This window comes from Streptomyces olivaceus (assembly GCF_000721235.1).
In the GTDB taxonomy this organism is placed as follows: Bacteria; Actinomycetota; Actinomycetes; order Streptomycetales; family Streptomycetaceae; genus Streptomyces; species Streptomyces olivaceus.
In genome coordinates this window covers 7,604-31,747 of record NZ_JOFH01000035.1, presented here as the reverse complement: position 1 = coordinate 31,747, position 24,144 = coordinate 7,604, and the positions used below count along the sequence as shown (strand labels likewise).

Sequence of the window (24,144 nt, the reverse complement as noted above, 5' to 3'; positions counted from 1 at the left end):
CTGTCCCGTCGCGACGGTGACGCCCTGCCCCTGACAGCGGCCCAGCGCGAGATCTGGCTCGCCGAGCAGAGCTCCCGGACACCGATCGCGGGCTACCGCGTCGGCGAGTGCCTGGAGATCCACGGGCCGGTGGACCGGGAACTGTTCGAGACGGCGCTGCGCCGGGTGGTCGACGAGGTCGACGCCCTGCACGTCACCTTCGCCGACGACGGCGAGGGACCGCGCCAGATCCTCCGCGAGAGCTGGGACTGGGCACCGGCCCACCTCGACCTCGGCGGGGAACCCGACCCCCGCGCGGCGGCCCTGGCCTGGATGGAGCAGGACCTGCAGCGCCCGCTGGACCTCACCCGCGACCCGCTGTTCGGCCACGCGCTGATCAAGGCGTCGCCGACGGAGTACCTCTGGTACCTCAACTACCACCACCTGGTGCTGGACGCGATCAGCAGCTCCATGCTCCGGCAGCGGGTCGGCGAGGTGTACTCGGCACTGGCCGGCGGCGGCGCCGTACCCCCCAGCCCCTTCGGCCCGCTGCGGGACCTGGTCGACAGCGACGCCGCCTACCGCGCCTCCGCCGACTTCGCAGCCGACCGCGCCCACTGGACCGGACGCTTCGCCGACCTGCCCGCCCCGACCCGCCTCACCGCCACCCCCGCGACCGACCCGCACCGCCCCCTCCGCCTGGCCGGGGAGCGGGAACTGCGCCGCCCGGACGCGCTGCGGGCGGCAGCGGCACGGTCCGGCGTGCGGTGGTCCCGGCTGCTGGTCGCGGCGACGGCGCTCTACGCCCACCGGCTGACCGGCGACCAGGACGTGGTGCTCGCCCTGCCCGTCACCGCCCGTCGCGGCGCCGACCGCGACCTGACGGCGGTGCCGGGCACGCTGTCCAACGTCGTGCCGCTGCGGCTGACGGTCCGGCCGGACATGCCCTGGCGCGAGCTGGTCGCCCAGGCGGCGCGGGAGGTCGAGACGGCCGTCGCGCACGAGCGCTACCGCAGCGAGGACCTGCTGCGGGACATCGGCGCCCCAGGCGGCATCGGGACGGCGTTCCCGCTGATCGTCAACATCATGGCCTTCAACTCCCGGCCCAGCTTCGCCGGACACCCGGCCTCCGTGCACCACTTCGTGTCCGGCTCGACCACCGACCTCGCCGTCTGGGTCTTCGACTACCGGGACGGAGGCCCGCCACTGCTCCGGCTGCACGGCTCGCCGCAGGCATACGGCCCCGGCGACCTGACCGGCCACCAGCAGCGGCTGCTCACGCTCCTCGACACCCTCGCCGACTGCGACCAGGACGAGCCGGTGGGCCGGATCGAGCTGCTCACCGCCGAGGAACGCCACGAACTGACGGTGCTCGGCACCGGGCCGGTCGCGCCCGCCCCGGCCACGAGCCTGCCGGAGCTGTTCCGCGGACACGTCCGGGCCACTCCCGGCCTGGTCGCGCTCGTGTGCGGCGACACGTCGCTGACGTACGCGGAACTGGACGCCCGGGCCAACCGGCTGGCGCACGCCCTGATCGGCCGGGGAGCGGGCCCGGAGCGGCTGGTGGCCGTGGCCCTGCCGCGCTCGGCGGAGCTGGTGGTGGCGCTCCTCGCGGTGCTGAAGACCGGGGCGGCGTACGTGCCGGTCGACCCCGAGTACCCGGCCGCCCGGATCGCGTACCTGCTCGACGACACCCGGCCGGCCCTGCTGGTGACGGACTCCGGAGGCGAGGGCCGGCTGCCGGAGGCCGGGCCCGCCGACCGGCTGGTGCTCGACGACCCGGAGACGGCCGCCCTGGTGGCCGCCTGCCCGGCGGCCGACCCGACGGTGGCCGTCGACCCGCGCCTGCCGGCGTACGTCATCCACACCTCCGGCTCCACCGGACGGCCCAAGGGCGTGCTGCCGACCCACGGCGGCCTGCTGGACCTGCTCACCGACCTCCAGGCGCACTTCGCGCCGGTCATGAAGACGCGGCAGCGGCTGCGGGTGGCGCTCACCACCTCCGTCTCCTTCGACGCCTCCTGGAACCAGCTGCTCGCCCTCTTCGGCGGCCACGAGCTGCACGTCCTGGACCACGCCACCTGGACCGACCCCGCCGCCCTCGTCGGTTACGCGGCACGCCGCGGACTGGACTACCTCGAAGCCACCCCGTCCTACCTCCAAGAGCTCGTCGCCCACGGGCTGCTGGACGACCCGCGGCGGCGCCCGGCGCTGATCGGCGCGGGCGGCGAGGCCGTCCCGGAGGAGCTGTGGGCGCGGCTGCGCGCGGCGGAGGGCGTGTCCTGCCTCAACCTCTACGGACCCTCCGAATGCACCGTCAACTCGGCGGTGGCCCAACTGGATTCGAGCCCGCGCCCGGTGATCGGCCGGCCCGTCACCAACGCCCGGCTGTACGTACTCGACGGCGCCCTGCGGCCGCTGCCTGCCGGTACGGCGGGTGAGCTGTACATCGCCGGCGCGGGGCTGGCCCGCGGCTACCTGAACCGGCCGGAACCGACCGCGGGGCGTTTCGTCGCCGACCCGTTCGGACCGGGCGGGACGCGGATGTACCGCACCGGGGACCTGGTGCGCTGGAACGCGGACGGGAACCTGGAGTTCCTCGGCCGCACCGACGACCAGATCAAGATCCGCGGCTTCCGGACCGAACCCGGCGAGATCGCGGCCGTGCTCGCCGAGCACCCGCAGGTCTCCCGGGCCGCCGTGGCGGTACGCACCGGGACGGAACCCCGGCTGGTCGCCTACGCGGTCCCGGAGCCGGGCGCCGCCCCGACCACCGCCGCCCTGCGCGACCACCTGCGGGACCGGCTTCCCCGGCCGATGGTCCCGGCCGCCTACGTGCTCCTCGACGCGCTGCCGCTGACCCCGAACGGCAAGCTCGACCGGCGGGCCCTGCCGGCGCCCGAGCAGGAGCCCGCCGCGCCGGGCCGCGCACCGCGCACCGCGACCGAGCACCTCCTCGTCGGACTGTTCGCCGAGGTGCTCCAAGTGGCCGCACCGGGGCCGGACGACAGCTTCTTCGACCTCGGCGGGCACTCCCTGCTGGCCACCCGGCTGATCGCCCGGATCCGCTCGGCCCTCGGCGTGGAACTGCGGCTCGGTGACCTCTTCGACGCCCCGACGGCGGCGGAACTGGCGGCGGTGGTGGACGTCGCGGGCCGGGCCCGCCCGGCCCTGGGACCGCGCGAGCGGCCGGACGCCGTCCCGCTGTCCTTCGCGCAGCGCCGGTTGTGGTTCCTGCACCGCATGGAGGGCCCGAGCGCCACCTACAACATCCCGCTGACCCTGCGGCTCTCCGGCGACCTGGACCGGCGGGCCCTGGAAACCGCCCTGGCGGACGTGGTGGCACGGCACGAGAGCCTGCGCACCGTCTTCCCCGCGGTGGACGGCGTGCCGTACCAGCGGGTGCTGGACCCGGACGGGGCCGGGCCCCGGCTGCGCACCACCGACCTCGACGAACGCGAGCTGCCGGAACGGCTGGCGCGGGCGGCCCGGTACGGCTTCGACCTCGCCGGGGAGCCGCCGCTGCGCGCCGAACTCCTCCGGCTGGCACCCGACGAGCACGTACTGCTGCTCGTGGTGCACCACATCGCCGGCGACGGCTGGTCGACGGGACCGCTCGCGCGCGACCTCACCGCCGCCTACGCGGCCCGGGCCGAGGGCGCCGAGCCGCAGTGGTCTCCGCTGCCCGTCCAGTACGCCGACTACGCCCTCTGGCAGCGGGAGCTGCTGGGCGACGGATCGGATCCGGACAGCCTGCTGAACGGCCAGCTCGGCTACTGGCGCCGCCAGTTGGCGCATCTTCCCGAGCAGGTGGAGCTGCCGTTCGACCGGCCCCGCCCGGCCGCGACGTCCTACCGGGGCGCCCACCTGCCGGTGCGGATCGACGCCGGACTCCACGACGGCCTGCGCGCCCTCGCCCGCGACGGCGGGGCCAGCCTCTTCATGGTGCTCCAGGCCGCTCTGGCCGCCCTGCTGGGCAAGCTGGGCGCGGGCACCGACGTGCCCGTGGGCACCCCGATCGCCGGACGCACCGACGAGGCCGCGGACGACCTGGTCGGCCTCTTCGTCAACACTCTGGTGCTGCGCACCGACCTCTCCGGCGACCCGTCGTTCACCGAACTGCTGGGCCGCGTCCGGGAGACGGCGCTGGCCGCGTACGCGCACCAGGACGTGCCGTTCGAGCACCTGGTGGAGGCGCTGAACCCGTCCCGGTCGCTGGCGCACCACCCGCTGTTCCAGACCATGCTCACGTTGCAGAACGCGCCCCTCGCCACCTTCGACCTGCCCCGGCTGCGGGTGGCGACCGACCTGGTCCCCACCGGGACGGCCAAGTGCGACCTGACCTTCGTCCTGGCCGAACAGCCCGCCGGCGGCGGTCTGTCGGGCGTGGTGGAGTACAGCACCGACCTGTTCGACCGGGCCACCGTCGCCGGGATCGTCGAGCGGTGGCTGCGGTTGCTGCGCGCCTTCGCCGCCGACCCCGGCCGGAGAATCGGCCAGGTGGACGTGGTCTCCCCGGAAGAGCTGCGCGCGCTGCTCCCGACGCCCGTCGACCGGAGCGGGGCACCCTCGACGAGCACCCTGACCGCGCTGTTCCGGCGGCAGGTGCGGGAGACCCCGGCCGCCGCCGCCCTCACTGACGGCGAAGTCACCTGGACATACGCCGAGTTGAACGCCCGCGCCAACCGGCTCGCGCACGCCCTCATCGGCCGCGGGGTGGGCCCGGAGCAGCGGGTGGCGCTGGCCCTGCCGCGGTCGGCCGAGCAGGTCGTGGCGGTGCTCGCCGTGCTGAAGGCGGGCGGCGCCTACCTCCCGGTGGACCCGGACTACCCGGCCGCCCGGATCGCGTACCTGCTCCGGGACGCCCGCCCCGCGCTCCTCGTGACCACGAGCCGTTTCGCCGACCTGCCCGGCGCGGACGGCGTCGAGCGACTGCTGCTGGACACCGACGGCACGGACGGCACGGACGGCACGGACGACCTGGACGGGCTGCCGGACACGGACCCGGAGGTCCCGCTCGACCCGGACCACGCCGCCTACGTCATCCACACCTCCGGCTCCACCGGCGAGCCCAAGGGCGTCGTGGTCCCGCACCGGAACGTGGTGCGGCTGTTCACCTCCACCGAGAAGCTGTTCGGCTTCAACGCCGACGACGTCTGGACGCTCTTCCACTCCTACGCCTTCGACTTCTCGGTGTGGGAGCTGTGGGGCCCGCTGCTGCACGGCGGCCGCCTGGTGGTCGTGGACCACGGGACCAGCCGCTCGCCCGGCGCCTTCCTGGAACTCCTCGCCCGCGAACGCGTGACCGTGCTCAACCAGACGCCGTCCGCGTTCTACCAGCTCATGCAGGCGGACGCGGAGTCCCCGGGGACCGGCCGCCCACTCGCGCTGCGCACGGTGGTGTTCGGGGGCGAGGCCCTGGAGCACGCACGGCTGGCGAACTGGTACGAGCGGCACCCGGACGACGCGCCGCGCCTGGTCAACATGTACGGCATCACCGAGACCACGGTGCACGTCACACACGCGGCGCTCGACCGGGCCGGGACCGCTCCGGGCCACGTCGGCACGGCCCTCGCGGACCTGCGGACGTACGTCCTGGACGCCCATCTGTGGCCGGTGGCCCCGGGCGTGCCCGGCGAGCTGTACGTCGCGGGCGCCGGCCTGGCACGCGGTTACCTGGACCGGCCCGGCCTGACCGCCGGGCGGTTCGTGGCCGACCCGTTCGGGGCGCCGGGGTCGCGGATGTACCGCAGCGGCGACGTGGTGCGCCGTGCGGCGGACGGCGGCCTCCGCTACGTCGGCCGGGCCGACCAGCAGGTGAAGGTGCGCGGCTTCCGGATCGAGCTGGGCGAGATCGAGGCGGCGCTGGCCGCGCACCCCGGCGTCGCCCAGGTCGCCGTCCTGGCCCGGCGGGACCGGGCCGACGACACCCGGCTGGTCGCCTACCTGGTGCCGACGCCGGGTGACACACCGAGCCCGGCCCCCGGGAACGTGTCGCGCCCGGCCCCGGCGAACACGCCGAGCGCGGTCGCGACCGACGCGCCGGACCCGGCCGCTCTGCGCGCGCACCTGCGCGAGCGGTTGCCGGAGCACATGGTGCCGTCGGCGTTCGTCGCGCTGGACGCGCTGCCGCTGACCGCCAACGGGAAGCTGGACCAAAGGGCACTGCCCGCCCCCGACCTCACCGCCGCGTCCACCGCCCGCGCGCCGCGCACCCCGCAGGAACAGGTCCTCTGCGAGCTGTTCGCCGAGGTCCTGGGGGTGGCGTCGGCCGGCGTCGAGGACGGCTTCTTCGACCTGGGCGGGCACTCCCTGCTCGCCACCCGGCTGGCCGCCCGCGTCCGCGCGACGCTCGGCGTGGAGATGCCGCTGCGCACCCTGTTCGAGGCACCGACCCCGGCCGGCCTGGCCGCCGCCCTGGTGGCGGCCGGACCGGCGCAGACCGCCCTGGCGCGGCGCGAGCGCCCCCGGACGGTCCCGCTGTCGTTCGCACAGCGGCGGCTGTGGTTCCTGCACCAACTGGAGGGGAACGGCGCGAACTACCACATCTCCCTGGCCTGGCGGCTGTCCGGCGACCTGGACCGGCGGGCCCTGGAAGCCGCCGTGGCGGACGTGGTGGCGCGGCACGAGAGCCTGCGCACCGTCTTCCCCACGGTGGAGGGCGTGCCGCACCAGGAAGTCCTGGACGCCGCGGCCGCCCGACCGCGGCTCCGCGCGACCCGGACCACCGAGGCCGACCTGCCGGCCGCCATGGCGCAGGCGCAGCACCGCCGCTTCGACCTGGCCGCCGATGTGCCCCTGCGCGCCGAGCTGTTCGAGCTGGCGGCCGACGAGCACGTGTTCCAGGTGGTGCTCCACCACATCGCCGCCGACGGCTGGTCGCTCGGCCCGCTCGCGCACGGACTGACCACCGCCTACGCGGCACGCCGCCGGGGCGGGGCGCCGCAGTGGGACGAACTGCCGGTCCAGTACGCCGACTACACCCTGTGGCAGCACGAGCTGCTCGGTGACGCCGCCGACGGGGACAGCCTGTTCGCCCGCCAGGCGGCCTACTGGACCCGGCAGCTGGCCGGCCTGCCGGAGCAGCTCCAACTGCCCGGGGACAGGCCCCGCCCGGCCGTCGTCTCGCACCGGGGCGGCTCCGTGCGGGCCGAGCTGGACGCCGAACTCCACCGCGCACTGCGCGAGACGGCGCGCGCGCACGGCACCAGTCTGTTCATGGTGCTCCAGGCCGGCCTGGCGGTGCTGCTGAGCAAGCTCGGTGCGGGCGACGACATCCCGGTCGGCAGCCCGGTCGCGGGCCGGACCGACCAGGCGCAGGATGAGCTGGTCGGCTACTTCGTCAACACCCTGGTCTTCCGCACCGACACCTCGGGCGACCCCACCTTCGCCGAACTGCTGGGCCGCGTCCGGGAGACCGCCCTGGCCGGGTACGCGCACCAGGACCTGCCCTTCGAGTACCTGGTGGAGGCGCTGAACCCGTCCCGGTCGCTGGCGCACCACCCGCTGTTCCAGGTCATGCTGGTGCTGCAGAACGCACCCGGCGCCGACTTCGCACCGCCCGGTCTGCGCGTCACCGACCTGCCGTCGGCGTCGACGACCGCCAAACTCGACCTGATCCTCACCCTGTCCGAGCGGTATGCGCAGGACGGCTCCCCGGCGGGGCTCGACGGGTCCGTCGAGTACTCCGGCGACCTGTACGACCCGGCCACCGTCGAGACGATGCTCGGCCGCTGGGTCCGGCTGCTCCGCGCGGTGGCCGCCGACCCGCGGTCGCGGCTCAGCCGGTTCGGCCTGCTCACCGACGAGGAGCGGGGCGAGCTGACGGTGCTGGGCACCGGCCCGGCCGTCCGGGCCGTCACCGGCAGCCTGCCTGAACTCTTCCGCGACCACGTGCGCGCGACTCCGGACGCCGTCGCGGTGGTGGGCCCGGAGGCGTCACTGACGTACGCGGAGCTGGACGCGCGGGCGAACCGGCTGGCGCACGCGCTGATCGCGCGGGGCGCGGGGCCGGAGCGGCTGGTGGCGGTGGCCCTGCCGAGGTCGGCCGGGCTGGTGGTGGCCCTCCTCGCGGTGCTCAAGACCGGCGCGGCGTACCTGCCGGTCGATCCCGGGTACCCGCCCGCCCGGATCGCCTACATGCTCGACGACGCCCGGCCGGTCCTGGCGGTGACCGACACCCGCACCCGGGACCGGCTGCCGGAGGCCGGTTCCACCGACTGGCTGGTGACCGACGACCCGGAGACGGCCGCGCTGGTGGCGGGGTGCCCGTCGGCGGACCCCGCCGTCGCCGTCGAACCGGCCCACCCCGTCTACGTCATCTACACCTCCGGCTCCACCGGCAGGCCCAAGGCCGTGGTCGTGACGCACGGCGGCGTGTCCAACCTGTTCGCCAACCAGCTTCCGCTGGTCTACCGGACGGGGGAGCGGATGCGGGTGGGGCTCACCACGTCCGTGTCCTTCGACGCCTCCTGCGACCAGTTGCTCGCCCTGTACGCGGGCCACGAGCTGCACGTCCTGGACGAGGCGACCTGGACCGACCCCGACGCCTACCTCGACCACGCGGCGCGGGCCGGTCTCGACACGGTCGGCGGCACACCGTCGTACCTGCAAGTCCTCGTGGAACACGGGCTGCTGAGCCATCCGCGGTGGCGCCCGTCGCTCGTCGCACTGGGCGGCGAAGCCGTTCCCGAGCAGCTGTGGGAGCGGTTGCGGTCGGCCGGCGCGGTGCTCTCCCTGAACTACTACGGGCCGGCCGAGTGCACGGTGGACGCGGTCTGCGCGCCCCTCGGGGCGAGCCCGCACCCGGTCATCGGCCGCCCGCTCGGCGGCGTCCGGCTGCACGTGCTCGACGCCGCGCTGCAACCGGTGCCCGCCGGCGTGCCGGGCGAGCTGTACATCGCCGGTGCGGGGCTGGCGCGCGGCTACCTGAACCGGCCGGGCGCGACCGCGGGACGCTTCGTCGCGGACCGGTTCGGACCGGCCGGCACCCGGATGTACCGCACCGGCGACCTGGTGCGGTGGGGCGCGGACGGGAACCTGGAGTTCCTCGGCCGTACCGACGACCAGGTCAAGGTCCGGGGGTTCCGGATCGAACTCGGCGAGATCGAGGCGGCGTTGGCGGAGCACCCGCAGGTCGCGCGGGCCGCCGCGGTCGTCCGGCAGGACCGGCGGGGGGACACCCGTCTGGTCGCCTACCCGGTCCCCGTGACCGGGGCGCGGCCACGGCCCGAGGACCTGCGGACGCATCTGCGCGAGCGGCTGCCCGACTACATGGTGCCCGCCGTGTTCGTCCTCCTCGACGCCCTGCCGCTGAACGCCGGCGGCAAACTGGACCGGCGCGCCCTGCCCGAGCCGGAGGCGACCGCGACACGGTCGGGCCGGGCCCCGCGCACTCCCCGGGAACAGGTGCTGGCAGGGCTGTTCGCCGAGGTCCTCGGCCAGGCCGAGGTCGGGGCCGACGACGACTTCTTCGACCTGGGCGGGCACTCCCTGCTGGCCACCCGGCTGGTGGCCCGGGTCCGTACGGCCCTGGGCGTGGAACTCGCGCTGCGCACCCTGTTCCGGACCCCGACCGTGGCCGGGCTGGCCGCCGCGCTGGACGGCGCGGACCGGGCCCGGCTCGCCCTGGGACGGGCGGAGCGGCCCGAACCGGTGCCGCTGTCGTCCGCCCAGCGCAGGCTCTGGTTCCTGCGCCAGCTGGAGGGCGCCGACTCGGTCTACAACATGCCGCTCGCATGGCGGCTCACGGGCCCCCTCGACCTGCCGGCTCTCGAGGCGGCGCTGGGCGACGTCGTCGACCGGCACGAGACCCTGCGCACCGTCTTCCCGGCCGCGGACGGCACCCCCCACCAGCGGGTGCTGGAGACCGCCCGGGCGCGCCCGGGGCTGCCGGTCACCCCGGCCGACGCGGCGACCCTGCCGGAACTGCTGGCGCGGGCCGCGGCGCGTGGATTCGACCTCGCCGCCGCACCGCCCCTGCGCGCCGAGGTGTTCAGCATCTCGGCGGACGAGCACGTCCTGCTCCTGGTGATGCACCACATCGCCGGTGACGGCTGGTCACTGGGCCCGCTCGCCGCCGACCTGGCCACCGCGTACGCGGCCCGCCGCCGGGGCGAGGAGCCGCGGTGGTCGCCGCTGCCCGTGCAGTACGCCGACTACACCCTGTGGCAGCGGGAGCTGCTCGGCGACCCGGCCGACCAGGACAGCCTGTTCGCCCGGCAACAGGCGTACTGGACGGAGCGACTGGCCGGCCTGCCGGAACAGATCCGGCTCCCCGCCGACCGCCCGCACCCCGCGACCCCCTCCCACTCCGGCGGCCACCTCGCCGTCGAACTGGACGCCGAACTGCACGCCGGACTCGTCCGCCTGGGCCGGAAGCACGGCGCCAGCGTGTACATGGTGCTGCAGGCCGGACTGGCGGCGCTCCTCGACAAGCTCGGCGCGGGGCAGGACATCCCGGTCGGCAGCCTGATCGCCGGACGGACCGACCAGGCCCTGGACGACCTCGTCGGCTTCTTCGTCAACACCCTGGTGCTCCGCACGGACACCGGCGGCGACCCGACCTTCGCCGAGCTGCTCGGCCGGGTCCGCGAGGACGCGCTGGCCGCGTACGCGCACCAGGACCTGCCCTTCGAGCACGTCGTCGAGGCCCTCAACCCGTCACGGACGCCTGCCCGCCAGCCGCTGTTCCAGGTGCTGCTCGCGCTGCAGAACGTGCCCCGCACCGACTTCGCCCTCAGCGGTCTGGAGGCCGAGGTCGTCCTGGTGCGGACGCCCACGACGATGTTCGACCTCGGCTTCCACCTGCTGGAGCGCGGCGGCACCGGCGGCCCGGCCGAGGGCATCGTCGGACGGGTCGAGTACAGCACCGACCTCTTCGACCCCGCCACGGTGGAGACACTGGTCGCCCGCTGGCTGCGCCTGCTGGCGTCGGCGGTCGCCGAGCCGGACCGGCCGCTGAGCCGGATCGGCGTCCTCACCGCCGAGGAGCGGCGCGAACTGCTCGGCACGGGCGGCGACGCGACCGCCCGCCCGGTCCCCGGCACCGGCCTGCCCGCGCTGTTCGAGGCGCAGGCCCGGTCGACCCCCGAGGCTCCCGCGGTGGTGTTCGAGGACACCGTGCTGACCTACCGGGAGCTGAACCGGCGGGCCAACCGCCTCGCGCACGCCCTGATCGCGCGCGGGGCGGGGCCGGAACGGATCGTGGCCCTGCGGCTGCCCCGCTCCGCCGAGCTGCCGGTCGCCGTCCTCGCCGTACTCAAGACGGGCGCGGCGTACCTTCCGGTCGACCCGGACTACCCGGCCGCCCGTATCGCGTACATGCTGGACGACGCGCGGCCCGCCGTGGTGCTCGACGACCCCCGGGCCGTCGCGCCGGACGGGGAACTGCCGGAGCACGATCCGGCCGTCGCCGTGGACGCACGCCATCCCGCCTACGTCATCTACACCTCGGGCTCCACCGGCAGGCCCAAGGCCGTGGTGATGCCCACCGCCGGGCTGCTGAACCTGCTGGCGTGGCACCACGGCTCCGTGGGCGGCGGACCCGGCACGCGTACCGCGCAGTTCACCGCGACCAGCTTCGACGTCTCGGTGCAGGAGACCCTCTCCGCGCTGCTGTACGGAAAGACCCTGGTGGTGCCGACCGAGGAGCAGCGCCGCAGTGCCGAACTGTTCGCCCGCTGGCTGGAACGGCACCGGGTCGAGGAGCTGTTCGCGCCCAACCTGGTGGTCGAGGCACTGGCCGAGGCGGCCGAGGAGGCCGGTCTCGCGCTGCCGGAGCTGCGGCTGATCGCGCAGGCCGGCGAGGCGATGCGGCTCGGCGCCGTCGTACGCCGCTTCCGGGACCGGCGGCCGGGCAGGGAGCTGCACAACCACTACGGCCCCGCCGAGACCCACGTGATCACCGCCTACCCGCTGCCGGCCGGCCCCGCCGACTGCCCGCTGCCGGTGCCGATCGGCCGCCCGATCACCAACTGCCGTGCCTACGTGCTGGACGCGGCCCTCCAGCCGGTCGCCCCCGGTGTCCTCGGCGAGCTGTACCTCGCCGGGGCGGGACTCGCCCGCGGCTACCTGAACCGCCCCGGCCTCACCGCCGAGCGGTTCGTCGCCGACCCCCACGGCCCGGCCGGCGCGCTGATGTACCGCACCGGCGACCTGGCCCGCCGCCGCCCCGACGGCGAGCTGGAGTTCGCGGGCCGGGCGGACCACCAGGTCAAGGTCCGCGGATTCCGCGTCGAGCCGGGCGAGATCGAGGCCGAGCTGGCCACGCACCCGGCGGTCGCCCGGGTCGCGGTGCTCGCCCCGCAGGACCGGCTCGTCGCGTACGCGGTCCCCCTGGCCGGGACCGGGGTGACCGTCGCGGAGCTGGCGGCGTACCTGCGTGACCGGTTGCCCGACCACCTGGTGCCGTCGGCGTTCGTGCTGCTCGACGGGTTGCCGCTGACGCCGAACGGGAAGCTGGACCGGGCGGCGCTGCCCGCGCCCGAGCCGGCCGCGGCCGTCGCCACGCGGTTGCCGCGCACCCCGCAGGAGCAGATCCTGTGCGAGCTGTTCGCCGAGGTACTGGGCGTAGCCGGGGTCGGGGCCGACGACGGCTTCTTCGAACTGGGCGGGCACTCCCTCCTCGCCACCCGGCTGGTCTCGCGGGTCCGGGCGACCCTCGGCGTCGAGCTGGAACTGCGCACCCTGTTCCGGACGCCGACGCCCGCCGGCCTGGCCGCCGGACTGCACGGTGCCGGTACGGCACGGCAGCCCCTGATCCCCCGCCCGCGCCGCGATCCCATGCCCCTGTCGTTCGCCCAGCGCAGGCTCTGGTTCCTCCAGCGGTTCGGCGCGCCCAGCGCCACCTACCACATGCCGCTCGCGCTGCGCCTCTCCGGCACCCTCGACCGGGCCGCGCTGGGCGACGCGCTGGCCGACGTGGTGGCCCGGCACGAGACCCTGCGCACCGTCTTCCCGCACACCGCCGGCATCCCGCGCCAGCGCGTGGTGGAGCCGACCGAGGCCCCCGTCCCGCTGACCGTACGCGCGGCCGGCGAGGCGGAGATGCCCGCCCTGCTGCACGAGGCGGCGGTGCGGGCCTTCGACCTGACGTCGGAAGTACCGCTGCGGGCCGAGCTGTTCGCGCTCGCGCCGGACGAGCACGTGCTGCTGCTCGTGATGCACCACATCGTCGGGGACGGCTGGTCCATGGGCCCGCTCGCCCGTGACCTGGCCACCGCCTACACCACCCGGCGGGCCGGCGGGCCGCCGGCCTGGCCGCCGCTGCCGGTGACGTACGGCGACTACACCCTGTGGCAGCACGAGATCCTCGGCGACGAGCACGACGAGGACAGCGTGTTCGCCCGCCAGGTCGCCTACTGGAGGCAGGCGCTGACCGGGCTGCCCGAGCAGGTGCGGCTGCCCGCCGACCGGCCGCGACCGGCCACCATGTCGTACGGCGGCGACCTGCTGGAAATCCGGATCGACCGCGAACTGCACACGGCACTCCTTGAGATGGCGCGCCGCTCGGGCGCGACCCTGTTCATGGTGCTGCAGGCCGCCCTCGCCGCGCTGTACACCCGCTTGGGCGCGGGAACGGACATCGCGATCGGGAGCCCCGTCGCCGGGCGCACCGACGAGGCGCTGGACGATCTGGTCGGCTTCTTCATCAACACGCTGGTGCTGCGCACCGACACGAGCGGCGACCCGGGTTTCACCGAGCTGCTGGGGCGGGTGCGGGAGACGGCGCTGTCGGCGTACGCGCACCAGGACGTGCCCTTCGAGCACCTGGTGGAAGCGCTGAACCCGGCCAGGTCCCTGTCGCACCACCCGCTCTTCCAGACCGGGCTGGTCGTGCAGAACGCGCCGGGCGGCGACTTCGAACTGCCGGGCCTGCGGGTCTCCGGCGTGCCCGTGCTCACCGGGACCGCACGGCTCGACCTGACCTTCGGATTCGCCGAGGAGCACGGGGCGGACGGCGCTCCGGCGGGGCTCAGCGGTGCGGTCGAGTACAGCACCGACCTGTTCGACCGCTCGACGGTCGAGACACTGGTCGCCCGGTGGACCAGGCTGCTGGCCGCCGTCGCCGCCGCGCCCGACCGGCCGATCGGCGGGATCGACCTGCTGTCCGCCGAGGAGCGCCGCGCGCTGCTGCCCGCCGTCGGGCACGAGGCGGCCGGGCCGAGCCTGACCGGGCTGTTCTCGGCGCGGGTGGCGGCCGTCCCGGACGCGGTGGCGCTGGTGTGCGGCGACGACGAGCTGACGTACGGTCAGCTGAACGCCCGGGCGAACCGGTTCGCGCACGCGCTGATCGCCCGGGGCGTCGGCCCGGAGCAGGTCGTGGCGGTGGCGCTGCCGCGGTCGGTGGAGTCGGTGGTGGCCGTCCTCGGCGTACTGAAGGCCGGAGCCGCGTACCTGCCGGTGGACCCGGCGTACCCGGCGGCACGCGTCGCCTTCATGCTGGAGGACGCGCGGCCGGCCGTGGTGGTCGACGACCCGGCCGCGGTGACCGGGACGTCCGGCCGGCCGGAGACCGATCCGGACCTCGCGGTGGACGCCCGGCACCCGGCGTACGTCATCTACACCTCGGGTTCGACGGGCCGCCCCAAGGGCGTGGTGGTGAGCCACACCGGCGTGTCGGGCCTGGTGGCGGCGCAGGCCGAGCGGCTCGGGCTGGCGCCTGGCAGCCGGGTGCTCCAGTGCGCCTCGCCGAGCTTCGACGCGTCCTTCTGGGACCTGTGCGGGGCCGTGCTCACCGGCGCCGCCCTCGTCCTGGCACCGTCCGAGGACCCGCTGCCCGCCCTGGCGGACCGGCGGCTCGGCATCACCCATGTGACCCTGCCGCCCTCGGCCCTGGCCGCGGTGGAGAGCACCGGCCTCACGGCCACCACCCTGGTGGTGGCGGGCGAGGCCTGCACGCCCGAGCTGGTGGCCAGGTGGGCGCCGGGCAGGCGGATGTTCAACGCGTACGGCCCGACGGAGACGACCGTGTGCGCCACCATGAGCGCCCCGCTGTCCCCGGGGACGGGCGCGCCGCCCATCGGCCGGCCGTTCGCGGGCTCGCGGGTGTACGTCCTCGACGAGCAACTGCGCCTCGTGCCGCCGGGGGTGGCGGGGGAGCTGTACGTCGCCGGTCCCGGTCTCGCACGCGGATACCTGAACCGGCCCGCGCTGACGGCCGGGCGGTTCGTCGGCTGCCCGTTCGGCCCGGCGGGTACGCGGATGTACCGCACCGGCGACGTGGTGCGCCGCCGGACCGACGGGGAACTGGACTACGTCGGCCGGGCCGATGACCAGGTCAAGGTACGCGGCTTCCGCATCGAACTCGGCGAGGTCGAGGCGGTGTTGGCCGAACACCCGGACGTCGCCGGGGCCGCCGTCCTCGCCCGGGACGACCGCCTCGTCGGCTATGCCGTCCCGGGCCGCCCCGACGCCCCCGTCCGCCGCTCGGAGCTGGCGGCGTACCTGCGTGACCGGCTGCCCGACTACCTGGTGCCGTCGGCGTTCGTGCTGCTCGACGGGTTGCCGCTGACGCCGAACGGGAAGCTGGACCGGGCGGCGCTGCCCGTCCCCGGGCCGGGTCCGGCCGCCGGCGGGCGGTTGCCGCGCACGCCGCAGGAGCAGGTCCTGTGCGAGCTGTTCGCGGAAGTGCTGGGCGTGCCGCGGGTCGGGGCCGACGAGAACTTCTTCGACCTGGGCGGGCACTCGCTGCTCGCCACCCGGCTGGCCGCGCGGGTGCGCTCGGTGCTCGGCGTGGAACTGGGGCTGCGCGCGCTGTTCCAGGCGCCCACCGCGGAGGGCCTGGCCGGGGCGCTGGCCGGGTCCGGCCGCGTCCGTCCGGCACTGACCGCACGGGAGCGGCCCGAGGCGGTGCCCCTGTCCTTCGCCCAGCGCCGCCTGTGGTTCCTGCACCGCATGGACGGTGCCGCCGCGACCTACCACATCCCGCTGGCGCTCCGGCTGACGGGGACCCTCGACCGGGCCGCGCTGGACGAGGCGCTGGCCGACGTGGTGGCCCGGCACGAGACCCTGCGGACGGTGTTCCCCGAGGTCGGCGGCGTACCCCGGCAGCTCGTCCGCGACCCGGCCAAAACCCGGCCCCGGACCCGGCTGATCGGAGTGGCGCAGGCCCAACTGTTCGAGCGGCTGGCCGAGTTCGCCCGGCTGCCGTTCGACCTGGAGGACGAGGCACCGCTGCGGGCGGAGCTGTTCGCACTCGCGCCGGACGAGCACGTGCTGCTCCTCGTGATGCACCACATCGCCGGTGACGGCTGGTCGACCGGCCCGCTGGCGCGCGACCTGGCCGAGGCGTACACCGCCCGGTGCGGGGGCCGCGCACCGCGGTGGCGCGCCCTGCCGGTGCAGTACGCGGACTACACGCTGTGGCAGCGCGAGCTGCTCGGCGACGCCGACGATCCCGGCAGCCGGTTCGCCGAGCAGCTCGACTACTGGCGGCGTCAACTGTCCGGTCTGCCGGAGCTGATCCGACTGCCCACCGACCGGCCCAGGCCGGCCGTGGCCGGCCGGCACGGAGACCACGTCGGCCTGGAACTGGGCCCCGACCTGCACGCGGCCCTGCTGGAACTGGCCCGCGGCTCGGGCGCGAGCCTGTTCATGGTGCTGCAGGCGGCGCTGTCGGCGCTGTACACGCGCCTGGGCGCCGGGACGGACATCCCCATCGGCAGCCCGATCGCCGGGCGCACCGACGAGGCGCTGGACGATCTGGTCGGCTTCTTCGTGAACACGCTGGTGCTGCGCACCGACACGAGCGGCGACCCGAGCTTCACCGAGCTGCTGGGGCGGGTGCGGGAGACGGCGCTGTCGGCGTACGCGCACCAGGACGTGCCCTTCGAGCACCTGGTGGAGGTGCTGAACCCGGCCAGGTCCCTCTCCCACCACCCGCTCTTCCAGACCATCCTGGCCGTGCAGAACGCGCCGATGGGCCGGTTCTCCCTGCCGGGCCTGGACGTCGCCACCTACGCGGTGGACACCCGGACCGCCAAGTTCGACCTCGGCGTGAGCCTCGTCGAGCAGTACGCCCCCGACGGCAGTCCGGCGGGGATCGCCGGCGCGGTGGAGTACGCCACCGACCTGTTCGACCGCTCGACGGTCGAGGCGCTCGCCGGGCGCTGGACGCGCCTTCTGGAGGCGGTCACCGCGGACCCGGACCGGCCGATCGGCGAGATCGGCCTCCTCGACGCGGACGAGCGGCACCGGTTGCTGGAGCAGGGCAACGAGACCGCCCGCGAGGTGGCGGCCGTCCCGGTGCCGCGGGCCTTCGAGGCGCGGGTGGCCGCGACACCGGACGCGGTCGCGCTGGTGTGCGGCGGCGACGAGCTGACGTACGGGCAGCTGAACGCGTGCGCGAACCGGTTCGCGCACGCGCTGATCGCCCGGGGCGTCGGCCCGGAGCAGACGGTGGCCGTCGCCCTGCCACGCTCCGTGGAGTCCGTGGTGGCCGTCCTCGGCGTACTGAAGTCCGGGGCCGCCTACCTGCCCGTGGACCCGGCGTACCCGCGGGCGCGGATCGCGTACATGCTCGACGACGCCCGCCCGGCCCTGACGGTCGACGACCCGGCGCTGGTGACCGAGGTGTCCGCGTGGCCCGGGACCGACCCCGCGGTCGCGCTCGACGTCCGGCACCCGGCCTACGTCATCTACACCTCGGGCTCGACCGGCCGCCCCAAGGGCGTCGTGGTCGGCCACGGCGGTGTCGCGAGCCTGGTCGCCGCGCAGATCGAGCGCTTCGCGATCGAACCCGCCAGCCGGGTGCTCCAGTTCGCCTCGCCCAGCTTCGACGCCTCGGTGTCGGAGATCTTCACCGCCCTGCTGCGCGGCGCCGCCCTGGTGCTGCCCCCGGCGGCGGACCCGGTCGCCGCGCTGACCGACCCGGACCTCGGGGTCACCCACGCGACCGTGCCGCCGTCCGTCCTCGCCGCCGTGCCGGAGGGCTCGGTGCGGGTGCCGACGCTCGTGGTGGCGGGCGAGGCGTGCCCGCCGGAGCTGGTGGACCGCTGGGCCGCCGGGCGCCGGATGGTCAACGCCTACGGCCCGACCGAGACCACGGTGTGCGCCACCATGAGCGACGCCCTGTCCCCGGGGGCGGGTGTGCCGCCGATCGGCCGCCCGATCGCCAACACCCGGGTGTACGTCCTCGACGCGAGGCTGCGGCCGGTGCCGCCCGGCGTGGTGGGGGAGCTGTACGTCGCGGGCGCGGGACTGGCGCGCGGCTATCTGAACCGGCCGGGCCTGACCGCCGGACGGTTCGTCGCCTGCCCGTTCGGGGCCGGTGAGCGGATGTACCGCACCGGCGACCTGGTCCGCTGGCTGGGCGACGGGCAACTGGAGTACGCCGGCCGCGCCGACGACCAGGTCAAGGTGCGCGGCTTCCGGGTGGAACCGGGCGAGGTCGAGGCGGCCCTGTCCGAACACCCCGGCGTGGACCGCGCCGCCGTCCTCGCCCAGGGAGACCGGCTTGTCGGCTACGTCGTCCCGCGCCGGGACGAGGACCGGGACAGCCACCTGGAAACGGACCACGTGAGCGAGTGGCAGGACATCTACGACGCCCTGCCCATCGCCCCCGGGGAGGCCGACTTCGGCCAGAACTTCGTCGGCTGGAACAGCAGTTACGACGCGGACCCGATCCCGGTCGAGCAGATGCGGGAGTGGCGGGACGCCACCGTGGACCGCATCCTCGCCCTGCGCCCCCGCCGGGTGCTGGAGGTCGGCGTCGGAACCGGACTGCTGCTCTCGCAGGTCGCACCGCACTGCGAGACCTACTGGGCGACGGACTTCTCCGCCACGGCGATCGACGCGCTGACCGCCCAGGTCGCCCGCCGGGACGACCTCGCCGACCGGGTCGTGCTGCACACCCGCCCGGCGCACGACACCGACGGCCTGCCGGCCGGGCACTTCGACACCGTCGTCGTCAACTCGGTCGTGCAGTACTTCCCGTCCGCCGACTACCTGGCCGAGGTGATCGGGAAGCTGATGCGGCTCCTCGCGCCCGGCGGCACGCTGTTCGTCGGCGACGTCCGCAACCTGCGGCTGCTGCGCCCGCTGGCCACCGCGGTCCAGTTGCACCGCACCGGCGACGACGGCGACCTCGCGGCGGTGCGCCGGGCGGTCGAGCAGGCCGTCAGGGTGGAGAAGGAACTCCTGGTCGACCCGGACTTCTTCACCGTCCTGCGGGAGCACGGTGCGGACGTGGGCGCGGTGAGCATCGAGGTCAAGTGCGGCCGCCACCACAACGAACTGACCCGCCACCGCTACGACGTGACGCTGCACAAGCCGCCCGTCACCCCTGCCGCGCCCGGCCGCCTCGCCGAGCTGGAGTGGGGCCGGCGGGTCACCGGGCTCGACGAACTGCGCGACCTGCTCGCCGGGCTGCCGCCCGCGGACTCGCTGCGGGTCACCGGGGTCCCGAACCGCCGCGTGGCGGGGGAGTCCGCCCTGGCGCGGTCCGTGCAGAACGGCGATACCCCGCTCCCCGAGCTGCTGGAGCGACTCCACGGCCCGCAGGAGAGCGGCCCGCCCGACCCGGAGGACTTCCGGGACCTCGGGGCGGAGTTCGACCGCCGGGTGGCCGTCACCTGGTCGGCCGCCGCGGCCGACGCCCTGGACGTCGTCTTCGCCGACCCGTGCACACGGCACGGCGGCTTGCCGGTCGAGGCGTACCGGTCCGGCCTCCCCTCCGGCCGGCCCCTGTCGTCGCTGACCAACCGCCCGACCGGCGGCCGGGGCACCGGCGCCCTCATCGGCGAACTCCGCGCGTGGCTGCCCGGGCGACTGCCGGACTACCTGATCCCGTCGGCCTTCGTGGCACTGGAGACACTGCCGCTGACGGCCGCCGGCAAGCTCGACCGCCGTGCCCTGCCCGCACCCGACGCCGGTCCGGCCGCGGCCGGGCGGGCGCCGCGCAGCCCCCAGGAGCAGCTTCTCACCGAGCTGTTCGCCGAAGTGCTCGGCCTCGCCCAGGTCGGCGTCGACGACAGCTTCTTCGACCTCGGCGGCCACTCGCTGCTGGCGACCCGGCTGGCCTCCCGGGTCCGCGCCGCCCTCGGCGCGGAGCTCGAAGTCCGCACGCTGTTCGAGACGCCGACGGCGGCCGGACTCGCGGCCCGCCTCGACGGCTCCGGCACGGCACGGCCCGCGCTGACCGCCCGGCCGCGACCCGACCGCGTCGAGCCGTCCTTCGCCCAGCGCCGCCTGTGGTTCCTGCACCGCATGGACGGGCCGGGCGCCACCTACAACATGCCGCTCGCGCTGAGCCTGACCGGCCCACTCGACCGCCCCGCCCTGCACGCGGCACTCGCGGACGTGATCGCCCGGCACGAGAGCCTGCGGACCGTCTTCCGCGAGACGGACGGCGTACCCCACCAGGTGGTACTGAGCGCCGAACAGGCGCACCCCGAGCTGCCGTTGACCGACCTCGACGAGGACCGCCTGGCCGGACGGCTGGCCGACACCGCACGCCGGGGCTTCGACCTGGCGGCCGAGCCACCCCTCCGGGCCGAGCTGTACGCGCTCGCACCCGACCGGCACGTACTGCTGGTCGTCGTGCACCACATCGCCGCCGACGGCTGGTCGATGGGGCCGCTCTCCGGCGACCTCGCGACCGCCTACACGGCACGCTGCCGGGGCGAGGCGCCGCAGTGGGCGCCGCTGCCGGTGCAGTACGCCGACTACACCTGCTGGCAACGCGACCTGCTCGGCGACACCGGCGACCCGGACAGCCTGTTCGCCCGGCAACTGGCCTACTGGAAGGACGAACTCGCGGGAATCCCCCAACAGGTGGAGCTGCCCGCCGACCGGCCCAGGCCGCCGGTGGCCTCCCAGCGGGGCGGCCGGGTCGTGGTCGGACTCGACGCCGAACTGCACCGGGCGCTGCGTGACCTGGCGGCCGCGCAGGGTGCCAGCATGTTCATGGTGCTCCAGACCGGCCTCGCCGCGCTGCTCACCCGGCTCGGCGCCGGTACGGACATCCCGGTCGGCAGCCCCGTCGCCGGCCGCACCGACCAGGCGCTGGACGATCTGGTCGGCTTCTTCGTGAACACGCTGGTGCTGCGCACCGACACGAGCGGCGACCCCGGCTTCGCCGAACTGCTCGGCCGGGTGCGGCAGAAGGCGCTCGCCGCGTACGACCACCAGGACGTGCCGTTCGAGTACCTGGTCGAGGTGGTCAACCCGGCCCGTTCGCTGTCGCACCACCCCCTGTTCCAGGTCATGCTGGCCCTGCAGAACGCGCCGGTGGGGGAGTTCGCGCTGCCGGGCCTGTCCACCTGCCACCTGGAGGCGTCGACCGGGACCTCACGCGTCGACCTGACGTTCAGCCTGGCCGAGCAGTTCCGTGCCGACGGCGGGCCCGACGGCCTCGTCGGCGCCGTGGAGTACGCAACCGACCTGTTCGACCCGGCCACCGTGGAGCTGCTCTTCGCCCGCTTCGCCCGGCTGCTGCGCGCGGCGGTCGCCGACCCCGCCCGGCCGATCGGCCGGATCGACGTCCTGACGGACGGCGAACTCGGCCGGCTGCTGGCCGCGTCGAGCGGCGCCGCGGTCGAACTGCCCGGCGAAGCGCTGCCGGAGCTGTTCGCCCGCCGGGTGCGCGCCACCCCGGACGCGGTGGCCGTCGTGGCGGGCGCCACCGAGCTGACCTACCGGCAGCTCGACCAGCGGTCCAACCGCCTCGCCCGGGCACTGGTCCGCCGGGGCGTACGGCCCGAAACGCCCGTCGCGGTGCTCCTCGACCGCTCCGCCGACCTGGTCACGGCGCTCCTGGCGATCACCAAGGCCGGCGGCGCCTACGTCCCCCTCGACTCGCGCTTCCCGCAGTCCAGGATCGACCTGATCCTCCAGGAGGCCGGGGTGGCGCTGGTGCTCACCGCGGACGTCCTGACCGCGCTGACCGAGGGCGAGACCGACCCGTCCGCCGTGGAAGTACCGAGCGACCAGCAGCAGTTGGCGTACGTGATGTACACCTCCGGCTCGACCGGCAGGCCCAAGGGCGTGGCCGTCACCCACCGCGACGTCGTGGGCCTCGCGTGCAGCCCCGAATGGCGCCGGGGCGGACACGAGCGGGTGCTGATGCACTCCCCGACCGCCTTCGACCTCTCGACCTACGAGCTGTGGGTGCCGCTGCTGAACGGCGGCACGGTGGTGGTCGCACCGCCCGAACGGCTCGACCTGGACCTGCTGCAGCACACCGTCGGCACGCACGGCGTCACCGGGCTCTGGCTGACCGCCGGCCTGTTCCGCCTGGTCGCCGAGGAGCGGCCCGGCCTGCTCGCCGGGGTGCGCGAGGTGTGGACCGGCGGCGACGTGGTCTCCCCGGCCGCCGTCGCCCGGGTCCTCGCGGCCTGCCCCGGCACCGAGGTGGTCAACGGCTACGGGCCCACCGAGGCCACCACCCTGGCCACCTCCCACCCGGTGCACGACCTCCCCGAGCACGCCGCGACCGTGCCGATCGGCGCGCCGATGGCGAACATGCGCGCCTACGTCCTCGACGACCGCCTGCGACCGGTGCCCACCGGCCTGGTGGGCGAGCTGTACCTCGCGGGGACGGGCGTGGCCCGGGGCTACCTCGGCCGGGCCGGCCTGACGGCGGAGCGCTTCACCGCCGACCCGTACGGGCCGCCCGGAAGCCGGATGTACCGCACCGGCGACCTCGCGCGGTGGGCGGCCGGGGGCACGCTGGAGTTCGCCGGACGCACCGACCACCAGGTCAAGCTCCGCGGTCTGCGGATCGAGCCCGGCGAGATCGAGGCGATCCTCGCCGCTTCCCCGGGCGTCGCCCAGGCGGCCGTCGTCGCCCGCGAGGACCGCCCCGGCGACAAGCGCCTCGTCGCCTACCTGGTACCCGCCCCCGGGGGAGCGCCCGAGGCGGCCCGGCTCGCCGGGCGCCTGCGCCGCGAACTGCCGGACTACATGGTGCCGTCGGCGTTCGTTGTGCTGGACGCGCTGCCGCTGACCGCCAACGGCAAGCTGGACCGGACCGCCCTGCCCGCCCCCGAGTACGGGACGACGGGCGCCGGACGCGGACCCCGGACGCCGCGGGAGCAACTGCTGTGCGACCTCTTCGCGGAGGCCCTCGGCCGGGAACAGGTGCACATCGACGACAACTTCTTCGACCTGGGCGGGCACTCGCTGCTCGCCGCCCGCCTGGCCTCCCGCGTCCGCGAGACCCTCGGCCTGGAGCTGGGCCTGCGCATGCTGTTCGAGGCACCGACCGTGGCCGGTCTCAGCGAACGCCTGGTCATGGACGACCCCGCCGACGCGCTGGACGTGGTGCTGCCGCTGCGGTCGACCGGGACCGGCACGCCGCTGTTCTGCGTCCACCCCGGCGGCGGCATCAGCTGGTCGTACAGCGGGCTCCTGAACCACATCGGCCCCCAGCACCCGGTCTACGCCATCCAGGCACGCGGCCTCGGCCGCCCCGAACCCCTGCCGGCGTCCTTCGAGGAGATGGCCGCCGACTACGCCGACCAGATCCGCAAGATCCAGCCCCAGGGCCCCTACCTGCTGCTCGGCTGGTCCGCCGGCGGGCTGATCGCCCACGCGCTCGCCTGCGAACTGCGGGCGCGCGGCGAGCGGACCGCACTGCTGGCCGTCCTCGACGCCTACCCGGTGAAGGACGTGCGGTTCGAGGAGGCACCCGTGCCCACCGAACGGGACGTGCTCGTCGGCGTCCTCGACGTCGACCCGGACGAACTGGGCGACCGGGACCTGACCTACGCCGAGGTCGCCGAGGTCCTGAACCGGCGGGGCAGCGCGCTCCAGGGCCTGACGGAGCAGCAGATCGAGGTGATCGTCCACATCATGATCAACAACGCGAAGCTGGCGGTCGACTTCGTCCCCGCCGAGTTCGACGGCGACCTGCTCCTGTTCAACTCGACCCTCGACCGGGAGGGCAACGACGCCGGCCCCGCGACCTGGCGCCCGTACATCGGAGGCCGGATCGAGTCGCACGAGATCACCACCCGCCACAACAGGATGACCGAGGCCGGCTCACTGGCCCAGATCGGCCCGGTCCTGGCCGCCCGCCTGGCGGAGGCCACCGGCGACACCACCGACAACACCACCGGCGACACCCAGTCGGCCGACGTCTCCCGTCCCTCCCGTACAACCCACCTGTCCCACCCGTCCGACCCTTCCAGCCCCACCCGCCCCACCGATCAGGAGGACTGA

General features: G+C 75.1%; 1 protein-coding gene. It reads left to right on the top strand.

Going from position 1 to position 24,144, the window contains the following annotated elements:
* On the top strand, positions 1-24,144 hold the full coding sequence (locus IG94_RS0131020; RefSeq protein ID WP_078892494.1) for a non-ribosomal peptide synthase/polyketide synthase: 24,144 nt from the start codon (positions 1-3) through the stop codon (positions 24,142-24,144).